An 18,442-nucleotide genomic window follows, 5' to 3' on the forward strand; every position below is an offset into this window, starting at 1 on the left:
GCAGACCGGGCAGCACGGCGAGGACAGCGAACTCTCCAGGGGCGTCACCGACATCGTCGCCCCCATAGGCGATGAGCGCGCAGGCGTGGTCGCCGTCCTGGCCGTCTCCATCCTCACCACCGAGTACAACGAGGACATCTCACCTGAGGAGACCAACAGCGTCGTCCGCGAGTGCGCACACAAGATCGCCACACGCATCGGCCTCCACTAAAAACTATGAACCTGAAACAGTACAAAACACCTCCGGAAGGTTGTTTTCATTAGAAGAATTTGAACTCCATAAACTATCTGGAGTAAAGAAATCCCGCCACGAAGCTAAAATAAGTTAGCACCATGGCGGGATTTCTGTTTGATCAACGTGCCCCAAAATTGCACAGCAGTTCCTGTTTAAAAATTATTCTAATGAAAAAGCCCTTTCGGGGGCAAAAACGCTTTCGGAAGGGCAAGGGCTTCTATGCTTAGTTCTACTCTACTGATTTAATTGCAACCTGTACTGGGGCCAGACCCTCGGCTTTGGCTTTTAGTGTAATGTTTCCAGCTTTATCGCCAGCTTTCACAATTACCAGGCATCTTCCCTGCCACGCTTTGCGCTGAGGGTCTACATAGCTCTCCAAGCTTTTAGGATTGGCATTGCCTACACCCACAATCGATCCGGGGCCATCCAACTCAAACTGAACCAGGTTATCTGCATCCGGATGACGAGCACCATTGGCATCTACCAACTCTACGGTAATATAGCTCAGGTCCTGGTTATCAGCTTTAATTTCAGTTCTGTCGGCAGTTAGCTTCATTTGCTTTGGTGCCTCTGCTGTGCGAAGTACCGATGTGGCTGCCTGCTTACCTCCTTTATAAGAAACAGCTTTTAATTCGCCGGCTTTATAAGGAACTTCATAAACAGCCGTAAACCTGCTGGAACGGTTGGTCGGCTTGCGGCCCAGGGATTTTCCGTCTAAAAACAGCTCCACTTCCTCGTTTGAGGAGAAAACCTTTACCTCCAGCGGTTTTCCTTCGTAGCCGCTCCAGTTCCAGTTGGCTACCAGGTCATGCCATTTCCAGTTGGCCCATGTTTCGGGGCGTGGGTTTGTTTCGGGGTAAGTAGGCGTTGGGGGAGCAACCACAATAGAAACATTGTCACCTACCTGCCACAGCGCATCGCGGTAATACGATTGCGGACGTTTCCAGCCACAAATATCGATGTCGCCAACAAAGGCCAGGTTCCATGGATAAAAATCTTTGCTCTGCTTATAGCCCAGCCAGCCAATACTGGCTTCGCCAATATGATCGAAGGCAGTCCAGACAAAGTCACCGATCACCCACGAATGGTCCACCACATCCATCCAATAGTCAAACTCCTCTATCGTGAAAGACTCGGCCGCATAGACCACACGCTCCGGGTCACGCTCATGCTCCGACACATATTTGTCGCGGGCATAATTGTAACCAACTACATCGAGGGTAGCGAAGAGGGCATCTTTATCAGGATCTACCCCATTTACGCCATTAGTCACTGGCCGGGTCGGGTCCAGCAGGCGCACGTGGTCCGACAGCATTTTAGAAACGGCTGCTACCTCCGGTTTTTGGCGGTTCGGAATTTCGTTGCCGGTGCTCCACATAATAATAGAAGGATGATTGCGGTCGCGCAATACCATGGCCTCTAGGTCGGCTTTCCACCATTTGTCGAAGTACACATTATAGTCGTCGGCGTTCTTTTTTTCGCGCCAGGTATCAAATGCTTCATTAATCACCAGCATTCCTAAACGGTCGCAAGCATCCAGAAAGGCAGGCGAAGGAGGGTTATGCGCGCAACGGATGGCATTATAGCCGCTCGCCTGAAGTATCTCAATCTTCCGCTCTTCTGCTCTGTCGTATGCCTTGGCCCCCAACGGGCCGTTGTCGTGGTGCACGCAACCACCTTTCAGTAAGGTTGGTTTACCATTCAGCTGAAAACCGGTTTTTGCATCGAAGCTCAGTTTACGTATCCCGAATTTTGTTTCAGTGCGATCGGCCAGCTTGCGGCCACGGTATACCTCCGTTACAGCTGTATATTGCGCCGGAGACTCCAAAGACCAAAGCGCAGGAGATGTAATGGTGGCATCCTGATTAAACTCCAACTCTGCTCCTGCCGCAACAGACTGAGTTGCTTCGGCTTTAGCGCGTTCTGCCCCTTTTGCATCAAGGAACCTGGTTACCACGCGCACTTTCTGAGCTTTGCGCGTTGTGTTCTGCACTTTTGTACGCGCATTTACTTTGGCTGAGGCTGTGCTTACTTCGGGGGTGGTAATATATGTTCCCCATTGCGCCACATGCACCGGCTCCATGGTTTTGAGCCAAACGTGACGATAAATGCCAGAGCCGGTGTACCAGCGGCTGTTCTTGCCTTCGTTCTTTACCTGCACCGCCAGCACGTTTTGCTGCCCCGGCTTTACTTTATCGGTAATATCGTAGGAGAAGGTAGAGTAGCCATAAGGGTAATTACCCAGATGCTGCCCGTTCAGCCACACATCAGAATTCATATACACACCTTCAAATTCTACTACCATACGCTTGCCTTTTGCGGAGGCGGGCACAGTAAAGGTTTTGCGGTACCAGCCGGTGCCACCTACTGTAAAGCCCACACTTACACCGTTAATAGCATCGGGGGTAAAAGGAGAATTGGTACCGGGCAGGTTCTCGATGCTCCAATCGTGAGGCAGGTCTACCTGGCGCCACTGCGAATCGTTAAAGCTTACCTGTTCCGCTCCCTGCACATCGCCTCTGTGGAAGCGCCAATCTGCGTCAAACAGCATGTTCCTGTCAGTTCCCTTTTGCTGCGCCTGCAGGCCGAAACAAGTAAGAAAGAAACAGAAGAAGAGTATTTTTTTCATGTATGGTTTAGGTGAATATGTACTTAATCCGAAGGTGCTTTGCTCCCAACGCAAGGTCCGGAAACAAAGGACTACCTTCTTTTACAAACTGACTTAAATTCTTCTAATAAAAATGGCCTTCCGGAGCATCTTTTTGTCTTTGTGTCTTTAGGCCTTCAACTCAAAACAGCCTAATAACAACAGGCATTTTTTGCAACCTACAACACAGTATAGAAGCAGCTCCCAAAATGTAGAAAACCCGACAGGTTCTAAAGCCCGTCAGGTTTAATCACAACACAAACTATTTATTAATGGCTTCCGATTTCGTGATGGCAGGGAATGTAAGCTTGCTTTTGCCCATGTCTTTAGAGGTAGCCACGGCAATACCGCGCTGCTCTTTTTTATTAACGGCGTTATAAAAGTGGTACACCACGCCCTTGTGCTTCACCACAAACGATTTGTGGGCATACTGCTCATCGTATGGCTCCGACGACTCAATAAGATTATCACCGTTCCAGTCGGTCCAGTTTACCAGGTCGTAAGATGCGGCAAAACGATTAAAAGCTCCTGCTCTATCTTCCCAGAAAGCACCGAAGTAGAACATTACCCATACATCACCCATCTTCTGCACTATGCCATCGCCGGTAATGCCCACCGGGTGATGCACCACCGGATCGTTATTGAAACGCTTCCAGTTTACCATGTCATCTGACACAGCCATGCCGATGCGCTCGTACCAGCGGGTTTTCTTGTTATCAACTAAAGAGTCGCCTACGGCATTGTAGTACATAACAAACGGGTAGCCGGTTGTTTTGTCTTTGTCCCAGATCACGCTGCTCTTAAACAATTTTCCTCTGTTTTCCCACCAACGTACATCCGGATCGCCTGGCGCAAGTACAGGCTTTGGCAGCCGCTGCCATTCGTGCACCGTACTAGGGTCTTTTTTTGTGTAAGCCATGCCTATGGAGAGAGGCACCGGCTCATAACCTTTTGAGTTACCTCCAAAATAGCTCATCCAGTATTTATTGTCGAACTTTTTCAGCTTATAGCTTCCTCCCCACTTGTGGTCCTGCAGGGCATTATAGCCAGCCTTCTGGTAGGCGTCCCACTGCGTGCTGTCGTTTGAGAAAGACATAATGCGGCCCAGGTTTTTCCAGTTGAGCAGGTCTTTGCTTTCAGCCAGCCAGGTTTCATAGCCTTGCCCATCAAACACGATGTAGCTCATATACCACTTATTTCCCTTCCGGAAAACGGTCGGGCAGTCGGTCTTCTTCGAATCGTCTGGCGCCGTTAGCACCAGGCCGTACTTATGCGGTGTTTTTACCTCCTCATACACCCGCTGCATTTCGCTCTGTGGCACCTCCTTATCTGCCGACTGCGCAAATGCGGCAGAAATAGAAAGAACCGTAAGTGCCAGAAAAATGCTTACTCTTTTAAAAACCATTCTTGTAATATAATTAGTTGTATCTCTTTGTTCGCAGGGTCTTTCACTCACTCAAAATCAGCCTTCTCCTGCACCACAAATCTGTAAGTGCCCGAACCTACTTTTACTACAGCACGGCCATTCTGGGCCTCCAGCTGCTGCAGGTCTTTGTTGCCGCTTACCGGTTTGCCGCTCTCTAAAATCTGAGCTGAAGCAGTGGCCGGTAAGTGAACAGTGGCAGTGGTGTTGGCTGGTATCTCCACGCTCAGCTCAAACGTTTCGCCATTTTTTTTCCAGTCGGTGCTGATGGTGCCGTATGGCGAGTTGTAGCTTACATTCGAAGAAGTAAGGTCGCCAACAATTTCAGGACGAATTTCAATTTGATTAAAGGCTATAGCGTTTTCTGGTTGCCGAATGCCGCCAATGCCACTGTAGAACCACTCCAGGATATGCCCCAGCATCAAGTGGTTGTTCGACACGTTTGGCAGCGCCTGCCACGACTCAGTAAGGGCAGTGGCTCCTTGTGCCAACTGGTAGCCATAACCCGGCACATCGGTGCGGCTGTTCATGTCATAGATCACATCCGAACGACCGGCATCATCGAGCACGCGCAGCAGGTAGCGGTAGCCCACGTCACCAGCCGTTAACCTGTTGTCGCGGCTTCTGATGTCTTTTATTATATTTTCTACCACCGCAGCTTTATGTTGCGGCTCCACCAGTTTCATATAAACAGCCATGGCGTTGGCTGCCTGGCTGCCAGTGGCGTATTGCTTTGTTTCTGCGTTAAAGAAGGTGTCGTTAAATGCTTTTCTTACTTCTGCGCCCAATTGTTCATACGCTTTCGCATCTTGTGCCTTGCCCAACAGGTTGGCAATTTTACTCATGATGTTGAGGTCGTAGTAGTATATGGCGGTGGCGGTAACGCCATTAGGCGTTTGCTGCGAAAACCCCGGCCGCTCCGGACCCAGGTCGTACCAATCGCTGAGGCCATGCGCTACAATGTGGTTTTTTGATTTGCTTTTCAGGTACTTCACGTAGCGCTGCATCATAGGGTAGTACTCTTCCAGCACTTGCTTATCGCCGTACCATTGGTACAGGTACCACGGCAGAATAATGCCGTTGCTGCCCCATTCAGGAGAGTCTCTGAAAACACCATCTGCAAATTCAAACTCTACATACTCCGGCGCAATGTTCGGAATAAGGCCATCTTCTGTCTGCGCCATCTGCATATCGCGCATTGCTTTCCGGCAAAGGCTCGCAATGTCGTAATTATACCGGATAGAACTGCCTACCAGGTGCACTTCTTCCAGCCAGCCCAGCTTCTCGCGGTGCGGACAATCGGTAAATACACTCTGCATGTTGCTGCGGATAGCCCAATCTATCAGGGTTTCCGTTTTATTGAACAAGTCTTTGGAGGTGGCAAATTTGCCTACACGCGCTGCAGCATTGGTGTTGTGAAGGCTTTTGAGGCTTACCACCACCGGCAGCCCCTGTGGGTTAGGCTGTCCTTCGGGCACGCCACCTTCTACCATCACATACCTGAAACCATAGTAGGTGAACCGTGGCTGCCAGCTTTCGGTGCCTTCGCCTTTTAAGGTATACATAAAGTTATAAGGGCTACCGGTGTGTTTCTGCGTTACCAGTTGCTGGTCGTTCAGCAGTTCGCCGGGTGTAATTTTAACAGTGGTTCCTTTTTTGCCCTTTACGGTGATGCCTACAATGCCCGAAGCATTTTGTCCCAGGTCGTATACCCATCTGCCAGGCTCCGGCTGCGTTACTTTTATAGGCGTGAAGTTCTGTATGAGCTTAACAGGAGTTGAGGTTTGGGCTTCCAACTTTGGCCCTTCCACCAGCAGTGCCTGCTTCCAGGTGTTGTTTTCTTTGAAGTTTGGCTTGTTCCAGCCAGCCTGCTCTAAGGTCGCATCGTAAAATTCGCCGCCATAAATGCTGCTGAAGGTAATGGGACCGGGAGCTGTTTTCCAAGAGCCATCGCTGATAATATTTTCGGTTTTTCCGTTCTGGTACTCGACCACCAGGCGGCAAATCATTTTGGGGTAGCCAAAAGAGCCGGTCAGTTTGCGGTATTGCGAACCACGCGGGATATGATAAAAACCGTTGCCAAGCATAACGCCAACAGCATTGGCTCCCTGCTGCAGCTGCTTGGTTATGTCGTAAGTTACGTACAGGGCGTGTTCATCGTAGTCGGTCCAGCCGGGGGCCAGAAAATCATCGCCTACTTTCTCGCCGTTCAGGCTCATCTCGAAGTGGCCTAAGCCAGACACATAAGCGGTTGCGCGTTTTATAGGATTCGCAACCGAAAACTCTTTGCGCAGAATGGGCAGTATGTTTTTTCCCTCATCCAGCGTCTTTTCGCCTTTGCCGTGTTGGGCAGGCACAATCCGCTTTTCGGCAGGCAGCTCTTCGTAAGCAATCCAGCGGGCTCCGCTCCAGTCCTGGGCAGTTGGCAGGCCCGTTTGCCACTGGGCAGGCTCACTCCACCCGGAGGCATTGCCTTTGTTGTCCCACACCATTACTTTCCAGAAGTAGGCTTTGGCTGGCTCCAGCTTTTTACCGGCATAGGCCACTTGTATCGACTGGTTCGACTTTACTTTTTTGCTGTCCCAGATGTTGCCTTTGTTTTTCTGAAGCTGCTCCGGACTATCGGCCACCAGAATGCGGTAAGCGGTTTGCACCACGTTACGCTGCGATGCATTTAGTTGCCATTGTAATCGGGGCGAAGCAGCTTCGACCCCTAAAGGGTTTTGCCGATACTCGCATTTCAACTCCTTCACAGTAAGCACATTTCCTTTTTTGGGGAAAGCTTGCAGTGAAACCAGGCATAAAAAGAGCAGAAAAACAATTCGGATCATGAAAACAAAGATTTTATATCGTCCTAAAGCAGGAAACTAACATTTGTTGAAAAGTTGAAGCACTGACCAGATTCAGAAGGCAAAAAACGAAAGCGAAACATTCAGTTCTGGCCCACCAGGCTTTATATCTGGCTTACAATCATTTTGTAGTTTTTAGAACAATTGTAAGCCCCACTTTACACTATCAAATATAAAAATTAAATTTATATTTAAACAAATAAAGATGAGATTCTTAGTCAGCTCTCAGTGCTACAGGTGTTTCTCCCCTTGCCTCCATTTAAGCAAAAGCCGTACCTCATTCACATAATAATCTGAATACTACAATATAAACTTAGAAGAAGACTTGCAATAGGCATTGTACCACCCGAAGCATTATTGGTCCTCTTGTGATTGGAGCTTTTCCTTATAATTTTATTAAATATGACCAATTCTTCATCATAGCTGATGTTGCCCACCTTATAAGAAGGATACTCCTTTAAGTTGGTTCTAATACTGCCAGCAACCGCTTTATCCGGTTCCCTTCTACAATTTTTGCATCGTATTAGCTCTGAGCGCTCCAGGCCGCCAGGCCTAGTTCTTTAGCATCGCGCTGCGGCACCGGAAATCTGCCAAGGCGCTCAACCCAAGAACTGGGATAAGTACTCAAAGCCACTGCTACTGAACCAGCAATAGCACTCAGGTATTCTGGAAACCTGTTCGCTCCTAAATCCTTTGCTATTACACTTCGTGCGTAACAGCAGTAAATATGAATAGAGCGTGCTGATTTTAACAATTGATTACCGTAAGGCTAAATTCTTCAAATGAAAACGGCCTCCCGGAGGCTTTTTCCACTTAAATCATCCAAGGGTCGGTTTAGCTGCTCCTTTCCATCAAAAAAAATGTCAGGTTAAAACCTGACATTTTTTGCTGTGCTACTAATGGCATCTACTTTCTTCTTTACCGGCTGCAGGTAGAAGCTGTAGCGGTACGGTTTGGCTGGTATCTGGTACTGCTCCAACGGCTGTGCTACCTCAGACCAGGAGTCGTTGCCGCCAACGCCCATCTGCACCAGGTCGATGTTCAGCGTAATGAATCCGGCATCTTTCAGATCATAAGTATGTTTAGCTGCATTGATGTTGGCTTCAGTATAAGGCCAGGCACTCATGCTGAGCAGGCTGTCGGCTACTACCATTAATCCCTCATTCTTACTATTGGCCAGGTACATCCAACGCACATCGGTGCGGTTGCCATTTTCCTGTGGCATTACGTACGGCTCCATAAACTCCTGGATCGGCTGTGAGTATATGGCGGCATCGAAACCATATCGTTTGTCAACATAATTCTCCACCGGGCCTCTGCCATACCAGTTTATCTGGTCGTAGTCGCGGGCTATGCCAACTTGCATGCCCACTTTCGGGATGTTGGGCAAACCTGCTTCTGGTGTTAAAGCATAATCTACTTTTACCACTCCGTCGCCTGCCAGGGTATATACTACCTGGGCTTTCGCTTTTCCTTCGATCAGGGTATAGTTGCTGGTTACCTTTACTACACCCGCCTGCGATTTGTCTGCGGAAACACTTTGCAGTTTCAGCCCCGGCTCGTACCATTCTTTTAGCTTCTTATCTGATTTCCAGCCTTTTTTATCGTTATCGGTGAGTGGACGGCTAAAGTTTGGCAGCAGCGGGCTCAGTATCTGCTCTTTGTTGTTCCACGAATAAGAACTTAGCGCTCCGTTAGCTTTATCGATCGTCAGCTGAAAGTCTTTTCCGCTGACCACAAAACCTTTATTATTTTCGGTAACAGTTGGAGCAGCAGGAGTTTTTCGAGCCGATGTTACTTGTGGAACACCTGTAAGCGCAAACTGGTTAGAGGCAATTTCATGGCCTTTCGGTGCCCACAGTTCTGCCTGTGGCAAGGTAAAATGAATATCGGCCAGGTATTCTGCCCCTGCTTTTCTTTTTGGCAAGTAAGAGGAAATATTGATTATTGTGTCTTTTCCGGCTGCCAAAGACAAGCGAGGCAGCTTCTTCGTCTGCACAACTTTCCCGTCTTCCCGCACAATTAAGGTTACGTCGTACCCACCTGCGTTTTTGCTGGCGTGGCGGTTCAGCACCCGGATCAGACCTTTAGAAGCATCAACCAGTTCCGACTCTATCGGTTGGTACACGCGCTTGCACTCGTACATGGCAGCTTTTGGTCTGCCGTCGGATGCTGCAATGCCGTTTATACAGAAGTTGCCGTTGTGCAGCTTTTCGCCAAAGTCGCCACCGTAGGCATAAAACTCCTCGCCACTTTCGTGCTTCTTCAGCAGCCCCTGGTCTTTAAAATCCCAAATGCAGCCCCCGATCATACGTTTGGTGGAGCGGAAAGCATCCCAGAATTCTTTCATGTTGCCGGTAGAGTTGCCCATGGAGTGCGAGTACTCCACAAAAATGATAGGTCGGTTATCGCCCGGCTGATTTGCCAGCAGATCTACGGTGTACAAGCCAGGATAAAAACGGCTCACCATGTCTACATAGTAAGGATCTACCGGGTTCTGGATGCGGTGCGAGTGGTCGTTAGTGGCCAAATACCGTGGGTCGCCCAGTTCGATGTATCCTTCTACGCGGTGGTTCCCCTGCGCCGGCTCATAATGAATAGGACGGGTAATATCGAAATCGCGGATCCACTCGGCCATGGCAGCGTGGTTCGGACCACGACCGGCTTCGTTGCCCAGGCTCCAGATAATGATGCTCGGGTGGTTTTTATCGCGCATGACCATGCGGGTGGTGCGCTCCATAAAGGCGTGCGTCCAGGTGGGGTCGTTGCTGAGTTTACCGCCCAGACCGTGTGTTTCGTGGTTGGCCTCGTCCATTACCAAGATTCCATATTCATCGCAGAGGTCATAGAAATACGGGTCGTTCGGATAATGGGCGGTACGGATGGTGTTAAAGTTAAACTGCTTCAGCATCTTCACATCTTCCAGAATATCTTCACGGGTTAAGGCCTTGCCCCTGGTGGGGTGGTGGTCGTGGCGGTTTACGCCGTAGAGATAGGTTTCTTTCCCGTTGATGAGAAGTTTGCTGTTGTCCTTGGAGAACTCAATGCTCCTGAAACCGACTTTGCAGCTCTTGGCCTCCAGCACGTTGCCTTTTTCGTCTTCCAGCGAGAGCACCAGCGTGTAGAGGTTAGGAGTTTCGTCGCTCCACTTCAGTGGGTTCTTTACCGTTGTCTCCAGCAGCCCGAACTTTACGTTGTCGAGGCGTGGGTACGCTTCGTTTACTATTTCTTCGGCAGTTTTCTCCAGCGCCTTCTCAAAAACAGGCTGCTGCGCCTTGTTATACAGCTGCGCCTTTACCTTATACCCCTTTATTTCGCCGCCGGTATAGTTATCAAGGCGTGGCCGGATACTGAAAACAGCATCTTTGTAGTCTTTGTCGAGCTTTGCCTGCCAGTGCAGGTCCGCAATACGTAGTTTTGGCTCCGCCAGCAGCATCACCTCCCGCTGAATGCCGCTCATGCGCCAGTGGTCCTGGTCTTCGAGGTACGCGCCATCGCTCCACCTGATTACCTGCACCGACACAATGTTCTCGCCGGCTTTTAGGTAAGGCGTTACATTAAACTCTGAAGGCAGGCAGCTGTCTTCGCCATAGCCAAGAAACTGCCCGTTTACCCACACTTTAAAGCCGGAGCTTACGCCCCCGAAATGCAGGGTTACATTCATGTCTTTCCAATCGGCAGGTATGGTGAAGGTGCGCTGGTAAGATCCTACGGCATTATAATCTTTAGGTACACGCGGCGGATCTATGGGGCGGAAAGGGTAAACGGCACTTTTGTAAATCGGAATGTCGTAGCCTTTCATTTCCCAGTTAGAAGGCACCTCTATTTTGTCCCAGCCACTTACGCGGCTCTTGTAGAAATCTGCAGGAGCATCGGCTGGTTTCAGGGCAAACTTAAAATCCCAGTCGCCATTTAATAGCAGCATGCGGCCGGACTTGCTTCGATCTCCGGCAATAGCTTCTTTCTCAGTTTTAAAAGAGTAAGCGGTGGCACGGGCAGGGTCGCGGTTAATGCTGGTAACATGTTGGTCCTCCCAAGGCTCCAGGTTAAAAACGGTGGGCACTGGTGGTATAGTGGCTGGCAAACCATCTACGGTTTGTGCCTGCAGCACCTGCGAAAACAGGGCCGCAGCTATTAAAATTGGTAAGCGTAAGAAGTTGTATTTTTTCATATTGCTAAAAAAAGCAGAAACAAGTATTCAGTTAAAAACCAAAAGCCAGGGCACCTCCATCTACACAGAAGTCCTGACCCGTAATATAGGTAGCGGCTGGTGAGGCCAGAAAACAAATCATAGGCGAGAGTTCATCGGGCTTGCCGAAGCGGTGCAAAGGCATGCGGTTCAGAATTTTAGCTTTTCGGTCTTCGTCCATTACCTGCTCGCTCATAAGCGAAGGGAACCAACCCGGCGATACTGAGTTTACCAGCACATTCTCCTGGCTCCACTCTACAGCCAGCCCCCGCGTAATGCCCTGCACCGCCGCTTTGCTGGAGCTATAAGGTACCACTTCTGAGAAACCAAGGTGCGAAGCCATTGAAGCGATGTTAATTACCCGGCCAACATGGGCAGACTTTGTCAGGTAAGGAAAAGCATAGCGACAGCAGTTAAACAAGCCTGTCACGTTCACATCGTGAATCGCAGTCCATTCTGCAGTTGTTAACGCCTCTGCCTTTACCCGCTTGGTAATACCGGCATTGTTCACGAGCACATCAATGCCACCTGATTCACCTACCTCCTTGAAAACCTTTCGGATATCCTCTTCATTCGATACATCCAGGGTAGAGAAAGTGAGGCTTTCCAGCATCTTTACTTCGTGCTCTACCTTTATGCCACCGGAGCGACTCAGGGCAAATACAGTTGCGCCGCACTGCGCCATGGTAATGGCCTGGTGCAGTCCTAAACCACTGGAGCCACCCGTTACAATAATACGCAGGCCTTCCAGCGAGTAGAGTTGTTTTAGTTTATCCATTTTTCAAGACACAGGTAGCAAGATAAAAAACCAATTCAGCTTTCTGTTTTCAGCGCTGGTGCGAGCTTGCAGCTCGTACCATTTTTTATCTGGCAAGTATTCCCTCCAATTCTAAAAAGTAAAGGTACGAGCTGCAAGCTCGCACCAGCATTAGAGATTTTTATAGCCAACGGTTACTCAAGCTGGTGATTAATTATGCATCTGCCTCTCCTCAACACTCGCAGGAGTTGCGCACACTGCAGGGGCTTCGACAGTCTGTTCTAAAATCAGCCAAACAACATTCAGCAACTACAATCAAATTCTTCAAATGAAAATAGTCTTCCAGAGGCATTTTTGACTAAATTTCCCTAGGCTCTTAACAAGACCTCAGCCGCTGCTTTACATCTCTACCAAATTCTCATCTTTAAAGGCAAAGCCCCAGCCTGGCCGGTCGTGTGGCGTGGCAAAGCCTTCTTTTATTTCTAAAGGATGATCGATTAACGGATCTATCCAATCGAAGGACTCTGCGCCTGCACCGTTGGCGATGGTGCAGAGCAGCGGAATGTCGTAGTCTTTGTAGTAGTGCGGCAGCACCGGAACATTAAAGCTGGCGGCCAGCGCAGCACTGTTGCGCCAGGGCTCCACTCCTCCTAGCCGCAGAATATCCGGTTGCCAGATATCGATGGCGTTGCGTACCAGCAGCTCGCGAAGCGGGGCCGACGAGTACTCCCGCTCCCCCATCGCCAGCGAAATACCGGCCTGGTTGCGCAACAGCTGGTAGCCCTGAAAATCGGTATGATCTATGGGTTCCTCGAACCAGTGGATGTTCAGCTCCCGTGCAGCTCTTGCCAGCATCAGGGCGGTTGGTACGTTCATGCCTTGGTTCGCATCCATCATAATGCTGATATCGTTGCCCACTGCCTCCCGCACCAGCCGGAGCCGCTCCAGGTCTTCTTTCCAGTCGGGTTTGCCTACTTTTATTTTAACGGCTTTAAAGCCTCTGCTCTTGTAGTCGCTCACCTCCCCTATCAGTTCCTCCACCGAATAAGAGATCCAGCCGCCGCTTCCGTAGATCGGCACTTTTGTTCGGGATGCTCCCAGCACCTTCCATACCGGCTGCCCCAGTGTTTTGCACCAGGCATCCCACATGGCAATGTTATAGGCTCCCTGCGCCCACCTGTTTATGCCCTCCAACCCGAAGTACTCGTTGGCAGCGTTTATCTTCTCAAAAACCTTTACCGTGTCGTACACCTGCTCGCCTACCACCATGGCACCTACATCTTTAAGTGCCCCGGCAATGGCAGCCGGACTGTACTGAAAGCTCAGCAAGTAAGACTCACCTACTACACCACTCTCCAACTGAATGCGGAGTACGATAAAAGATATCTCCGTAAGCGTATGAGTAGCATCAGCAATAGGTTTGGCTAGCTTTGCTTTGGCTGAAAAAACGGTGTAATCTTTAATTTTATGCATGGTTTGCTGTAACGTAATATAGCTAACTTGGTCTGGTGCTGGCATGTGTTACAAACCGGTACCAGCTAAAACAACCGGAAGATTAATTCTGCTAATGAAAATGGCCTTCCGGAGGTATTTCGGCCTCCGGAAGGTTACGGGTTAGCTTTTGTAAGACACCACGTATTCTTTGCCTTTCTCGATCTTCATTTCATACACGCCATTGCCTTTAGATTGGAACTTGGCTCCTTTTGCTTTAGGCTTGGCCTTGCTTTTGAAGCGCAAGGTGCCGGTGCCTTCGGTGGCTTTTACTTTTATCTGGCTCGTGCTGCAGTAGATGTTGATGTCGCCATTCGGTGTAGGCACTGTGCCTTCCATCCATTGCAGACCACCCAGCACCGGTGCCACTTCATAAGTGGCATAACCAGGCGAAAGTGGTTTTACGCCGAGGTAATATTTACCCAGGAGGTAAATCGGGCTGGCTCCCCAGGCATGGCAAAGGCTCTTACCAAATGGCCGGCCATACATTTCCAGATGCTCCACACCAGACTCGGTGGGGTCGTATTTTTCCCAGAAGGAGGTAGCGCCCAGCTTGAGCATATCGCCCCAGTAAGATTTCATTTCCTTCATCACGTAATCCTGCTCGCCCATGGCGCAAAGTGCCTCCAGTTCGTAAAAGCGCATGTACGGAGTCGTAATTTTCTGCACCTTGTCGTTGAGCAGCACGTTCTGCTTCACGCCCTGCTTCTGGCTTTCGTTAAAGTAGTCGAAGAAGATGCCAAACATGTTGGCGTAGCGGGTTACGTTCTCGGTCTGTTTTCCATCTACACGGCTGTGTACCAGCGCCTGCTTCTGCTCGTTCCAGTAAACAGAAAACAACTTCGCTTTTAGATCAGATGCCAGTTTACTGTATTTAGCAGCGCCTTCCTTATCTTCTACAATATTAGCGCAAAGAGCCATGGTTTCGAGGCTTCTGGCAAGCAGTAATTGCTCAAAGCTTACCTCTCCCTGCTTGCTCAGCCCATCGGCCCAGTCAATAAATACCCAGTCACCAGCCATGCCTTCCATAAAGCCATCTTCGTTACGGCGCTCCAGGCAGAAGTTGATAAGCGACTGCATGCGCGGGTAGAACTGCTGCACAAAGTGCTTATCGCCGGTGTACTGATAATAGTCGTTGATGGCAATGAACCAGTATAGCGTGTAGTCCATAATGGTGTTGATGTGCGTGGTGGTCGGCTCTTTGCCACGCAGGGCCAGCATTGTACGTCTCACAGATGGAGAGTCGAAGCCCAGGTAATAATTCATCAGGTAGCTTTGGTTGGCGTCGCCAGACCAGATCCAGCGGTCGCGTTTAATGCCATCTATAAAGAACTCACGCGTCGTCAGCTCCATAGTGTATTTCGAGATATCCCAGATCTTGTTCAGTTCTTCGTCTGAGCTGCGGAACTTGCCGCGGTCAGGCATCGGCAGGTACTCGTACAGCATCGATACATCTGCAATGGTTATGCTAGGGTCAAACTGAATGTTTACATAGCGGAAGGCCTGCGACTGCTCCAGCACATAATCCTTTGCCTGTGGCTGGTCTATGTCCAGGTGGTCGAGCGTTTCGCAGTGTTCTGTAGACATGGCTTCCTCTACTGATTCGCCGTAGTACAACGATACTTTCCCTTTGCCCTTCAGGCCGTGCAGCTTTACATAGCCAAAGGTTTCCTTACCAAAATCAACAAGAATAGACTGCCCTTTGAGGTCTATCTTGGCCGCTTTCTGTGGTGTGGTAGGCAGTTTAAAGGCAGATGGCAGGTTATCAGGAGCATTGAAGTTCCAGGTTCCCGCGTTCAGCCATTCCGTACCTGACTGGTCCGAAACTTTACCCGACTCATCAATCCACTCCTTGTCCTCAAACGTTACCAGCCAGGTAGAGTCTGTTACAATGGATTTGCCCTGTACATACAGCGCCGGCACCCTATCCTGCGCATACACTTTGATGTTGATCTTTTGCTTTCCGGCCGGAATCGTAAGTTTTTTGGGTGTGCCGTTTACCATTTTGCTGTTCAACTTTACGTTGTAGCGGCCTTCCGTAAAAATCTCGATCTCCTCCGGCTCCTTCAGGTCAAACACCTTATGAAAATCGATGAGCACATAGTGGTTGTCCATGCGCCAGAAAGGCGGGAAAAATGTACCACGTTCGGCACGTCTGTTTTGCATCTGGTTGCTTAACCAAACCTCATAGTCGCCCGGGTACCAGATCCAGGTGGCTTGCTTTTGCTGCTGCGCGTTTGCTGATTCCACGGATAAAACAGTTAGAAACAAACAAAGCAGAATCACTACTCTTTGCAGAAATGTAGCTGTGCTTTTCATAAAAAGGTTAACAAGAAATTAGGTTGATTTTAAGACAGATCCGTGCGGCTAAATCCGCTAAGGCTGGCACAAACAAGCGTTTGTACCAGTAATGCCTGAAGTTATGATATTATGATTGAAAAACAGATTTCAGGTACCTGGTATTCGCGCCAAAGTTTCCTCTCACATCGCGGGCATTATTGGCATCACGGGAGCGCTCGATCACCAGCCAGCCGCTCCAGCCCATTTTATCTAGTGTTTGCTTTACTTTATGCATGTCGAGGCGGGTGTTGTTCTCCAGCCATACCCCATCCTCGTCGCTAGCGTGGATCATGCAGATGCGGTCTTTGCCCAGGATCTTCAGCTCCTTGTGCAGGTCGCGCCCTTCTTTTAGCGGGTTAGAGAAGTTAAAGTAGATCCGGATAGCCTTGGAGCCCACGTCTTTCAGCAGCTTCTTCTCCCCCTTCGCATCCAGCGCTGTCTCAATACCAATCACCACGCCAGCTTCTTCCGCCATTTTGCCTACTACCTTCAGGCGCTCCACAATAGCAGGGCGCAGGTGCGGGTGCTGCACCAGGTCGCCTTTTACGCCAAGCGGCAGAAAAGCTGTTTTAATGTTCATGTGCTTCATTGTTTCAATGGTGTCGCCTACCATTTGCTGGTAAGTAGGCCGCTCCGCAAACGACTGCGCATAAAACCCGGTCATAGCCAGCGAGCAAAGCTCCAAATTCAGTTCTTTGGCTTTGTCGAGGTACTGCTGCCGCATTTCCGGGTCGGCAAGCTTACTCTCGAAGGTATCGCGGTTGCCCAGCCCACCCATGTCTATTTCTATGCCATCGGCTCCGATCTCTTTTGCCAAAGGCAGAGCGCTTATCTTCTGGCGCTTCAGAATCATCAGGTCAATTACTGCTATTTTGTAACGTTGGTCAGCCGCAAAAACACTTTCTATGCTGTTTACCTTTCGGGCCGAAGAAGCCGCCAGCAGGTCCGGAAAAACCAGCAGACCAGCAGCCAGGGTAGCAGCTCCACCTAAAAAATGGCGACGGTTAATGGCTGTTGTTTTTGCCTTATCAGCAGGTGTTGTTGTTATAAGTTGCTTCTTTGAATCCTTCATAAACGTTACTTTTTTTGGTTTTCAGCAGATGTACCTCTGCTGGTTACTCATGCTGGTGCGAGCTTGCAACTCATACCAGCATGAGTTTTAGAGAACATGCAATTATTCTAATGAAAATAGCCTGCCGGAGGAGTTTCAAAAAAATATTGCCAAGGGTTTACCAATGTTTTATTATTACAAGCGCCCAGAGGCTTCGGAATAGTAGACACGAGCGAGAACACTCGCTCCACCATAATTTCTAATTTTGAATGCCTAATTAAGCGAAGCCCTAGCTTTCCTGATCCTGCACCTCTCCTGCTACCGGGTTACCGCCTGGCCATTCACCTTTCTTAATTTTCTTAAGCTTCATTTTTGATGGGTCTACCACCACATGTTTAATGCGCTGACGTCGCCAGGTGTAAATAAAGTGCAGCAGGCCATCTGAGGTCTGAATAACAGCAGGATACGAATATTGGCTGATTGGTGAGTCTTCGAGCACAAGCGCTGCTTTCCATTTTTTACCGTCTTTAGAAACAGCTACGTTCAGCGGTGTGCGCGGGCCTTTGGCTAAGTCGCCCGGAGGCAGCACGTGGTTGTACACCAGCACGTGGCGGCCATTTGCCATGGTTACAGCATCGGTGCCGGAGTTGTTGTTAGGCAGCTCTACCTTCTCTAACGGCGACCAGGTGCGGCCATTGTCTTCAGACCAGGAAGTTACAACGGTTCTGTTCTTGCTGCGGCACAGCACCTGCAGCTTGCCATTGCCGTGTTTTAAAATACTTGGCTGAATGGCATCAAAGTTCTCTGCTCCTTTGTCTATCGGGCCAATTTTTCGCCAGGTTTTACCAAAGTCGGGAGTTACTTCAAAATGTACTTTCCATCCGTCGCCTTCGGTGCTGGAGGCACAGAACAGTTCTCCGTCAATAAGCTCAGGTTTGTTTTTTACCGGGCCTACGTAGCCTTCAGGCAGCATGCGAGCCTCCGACCACGTGGCACCGCCATCGCTGGAGGTTTTCAGCCAGCCCTGCCACTCCGATGGCTTAGGACCGATTTTGTAGAACAGCATCAGGTCGCCGCCTGGGATCTGGTAAAGTACCGGGTTCCAGGTGGGCAGGCGGCTGCCGTCTTCCTGGTTGCCGTTGGCTACCTCTACAGGCGGGGCCCAGGTTCCGTTCAGTTGCCGGCTTACCCAGATGCCAACATCAGGATGGCGTTCTTTTGTACCGCCAAAAAAAGAGGCAACCAGCCCAGTAGGTGTTTCAGCCAAAGTGGCAGAGTGGCACGACGGAAAAGGTGCTGTTTCGTAGAGAAATTCCTCCACCAGTATTCCTTTACTCCATTTCTCCTTCTGGGCCTGCACCGGCATAAGCCCTGCGCTTCCGCATACCAAAATAGCCAATGCTATTACAAATCTTTTCATTTTACGCTTATTACTCTTGTTTAAAATCTATTATTAGCGG

At 49.6% G+C, this 18,442-nt stretch carries 10 protein-coding genes; 1 reads left to right on the top strand and 9 read right to left on the bottom strand.

What is annotated here, in order from left to right; genetic code table 11:
- A partial coding sequence (locus ACMA1I_RS09320; RefSeq protein ID WP_337068044.1) for a hypothetical protein occupies positions 1-211 on the top strand: 211 nt, incomplete at its 5' end.
- A gap of 253 nt (positions 212-464) precedes the next feature.
- Here ACMA1I_RS09320 and ACMA1I_RS09325 read toward each other — a convergent pair.
- The 9 genes from ACMA1I_RS09325 to ACMA1I_RS09365 form a co-directional block, all read right to left on the bottom strand.
- A complete protein-coding gene (locus tag ACMA1I_RS09325) occupies positions 465-2,864 on the bottom strand; it encodes a glycoside hydrolase family 2 TIM barrel-domain containing protein (RefSeq protein ID WP_337068045.1) in 2,400 nt (799 codons plus the stop codon).
- Positions 2,865-3,144: 280 nt separating this feature from the next.
- Positions 3,145-4,287 carry a glycosylase gene (locus ACMA1I_RS09330; RefSeq protein ID WP_337068046.1) on the bottom strand — a complete coding sequence of 381 codons (1,143 nt, stop codon included), beginning with the start codon at positions 4,285-4,287 and terminating at the stop codon, positions 3,145-3,147.
- Between the two features lie 47 nt (positions 4,288-4,334).
- A complete protein-coding gene (locus tag ACMA1I_RS09335; protein ID WP_337068047.1) occupies positions 4,335-7,136 on the bottom strand; it encodes an alpha-L-rhamnosidase in 2,802 nt (933 codons plus the stop codon).
- Positions 7,137-8,022: 886 nt separating this feature from the next.
- Entirely contained in the window at positions 8,023-11,325 is a 3,303-nt protein-coding gene (locus ACMA1I_RS09340; protein WP_337068048.1) for a glycoside hydrolase family 2 TIM barrel-domain containing protein, read from the bottom strand.
- Positions 11,326-11,356: 31 nt separating this feature from the next.
- Positions 11,357-12,121 (bottom strand): SDR family NAD(P)-dependent oxidoreductase, encoded by a 765-nt coding sequence (locus tag ACMA1I_RS09345; protein WP_337068050.1) that lies wholly within the window; start codon positions 12,119-12,121, stop codon positions 11,357-11,359.
- A 378-nt stretch (positions 12,122-12,499) separates the two neighbouring features.
- The gene (locus tag ACMA1I_RS09350; protein ID WP_337068051.1) at positions 12,500-13,573 is read right to left on the bottom strand and encodes a mandelate racemase/muconate lactonizing enzyme family protein; all 1,074 of its coding nucleotides are present in this window, start codon (positions 13,571-13,573) and stop codon (positions 12,500-12,502) included.
- Between the two features lie 141 nt (positions 13,574-13,714).
- Positions 13,715-15,841 (bottom strand): amylo-alpha-1,6-glucosidase, encoded by a 2,127-nt coding sequence (locus tag ACMA1I_RS09355; protein WP_337068052.1) that lies wholly within the window; start codon positions 15,839-15,841, stop codon positions 13,715-13,717.
- Between the two features lie 178 nt (positions 15,842-16,019).
- Entirely contained in the window at positions 16,020-17,003 is a 984-nt protein-coding gene (locus ACMA1I_RS09360; protein WP_337068053.1) for a sugar phosphate isomerase/epimerase family protein, read from the bottom strand.
- 268 nt (positions 17,004-17,271) lie between these two features.
- Positions 17,272-18,402, bottom strand: coding sequence for a sialidase family protein (locus tag ACMA1I_RS09365; protein WP_337068054.1), 1,131 nt, complete (start codon positions 18,400-18,402; stop codon positions 17,272-17,274).
- Between the last annotated feature and the right edge of the window lie 40 nt (positions 18,403-18,442).

Origin of the sequence: Pontibacter sp. 13R65, assembly GCF_047525655.1 — a bacterium.
Taxonomy (GTDB): Bacteria; Bacteroidota; Bacteroidia; order Cytophagales; family Hymenobacteraceae; genus Pontibacter.

Excerpts from the sequence above, each read along its gene's own strand:
- ACMA1I_RS09325 (WP_337068045.1), bottom strand. The coding sequence starts at position 2,864 with ATGAAAAAAATACTCTTCTTCTGTTTCTTTCTTACTTGTTTCGGCCTG.
- ACMA1I_RS09330 (WP_337068046.1), bottom strand. The coding sequence starts at position 4,287 with ATGGTTTTTAAAAGAGTAAGCATTTTTCTGGCACTTACGGTTCTTTCT.
- ACMA1I_RS09335 (WP_337068047.1), bottom strand. The coding sequence starts at position 7,136 with ATGATCCGAATTGTTTTTCTGCTCTTTTTATGCCTGGTTTCACTGCAA.
- ACMA1I_RS09340 (WP_337068048.1), bottom strand. The coding sequence starts at position 11,325 with ATGAAAAAATACAACTTCTTACGCTTACCAATTTTAATAGCTGCGGCC.
- ACMA1I_RS09345 (WP_337068050.1), bottom strand. The coding sequence starts at position 12,121 with ATGGATAAACTAAAACAACTCTACTCGCTGGAAGGCCTGCGTATTATT.
- ACMA1I_RS09350 (WP_337068051.1), bottom strand. The coding sequence starts at position 13,573 with ATGCATAAAATTAAAGATTACACCGTTTTTTCAGCCAAAGCAAAGCTA.
- ACMA1I_RS09360 (WP_337068053.1), bottom strand. The coding sequence starts at position 17,003 with ATGAAGGATTCAAAGAAGCAACTTATAACAACAACACCTGCTGATAAG.
- ACMA1I_RS09365 (WP_337068054.1), bottom strand. The coding sequence starts at position 18,402 with ATGAAAAGATTTGTAATAGCATTGGCTATTTTGGTATGCGGAAGCGCA.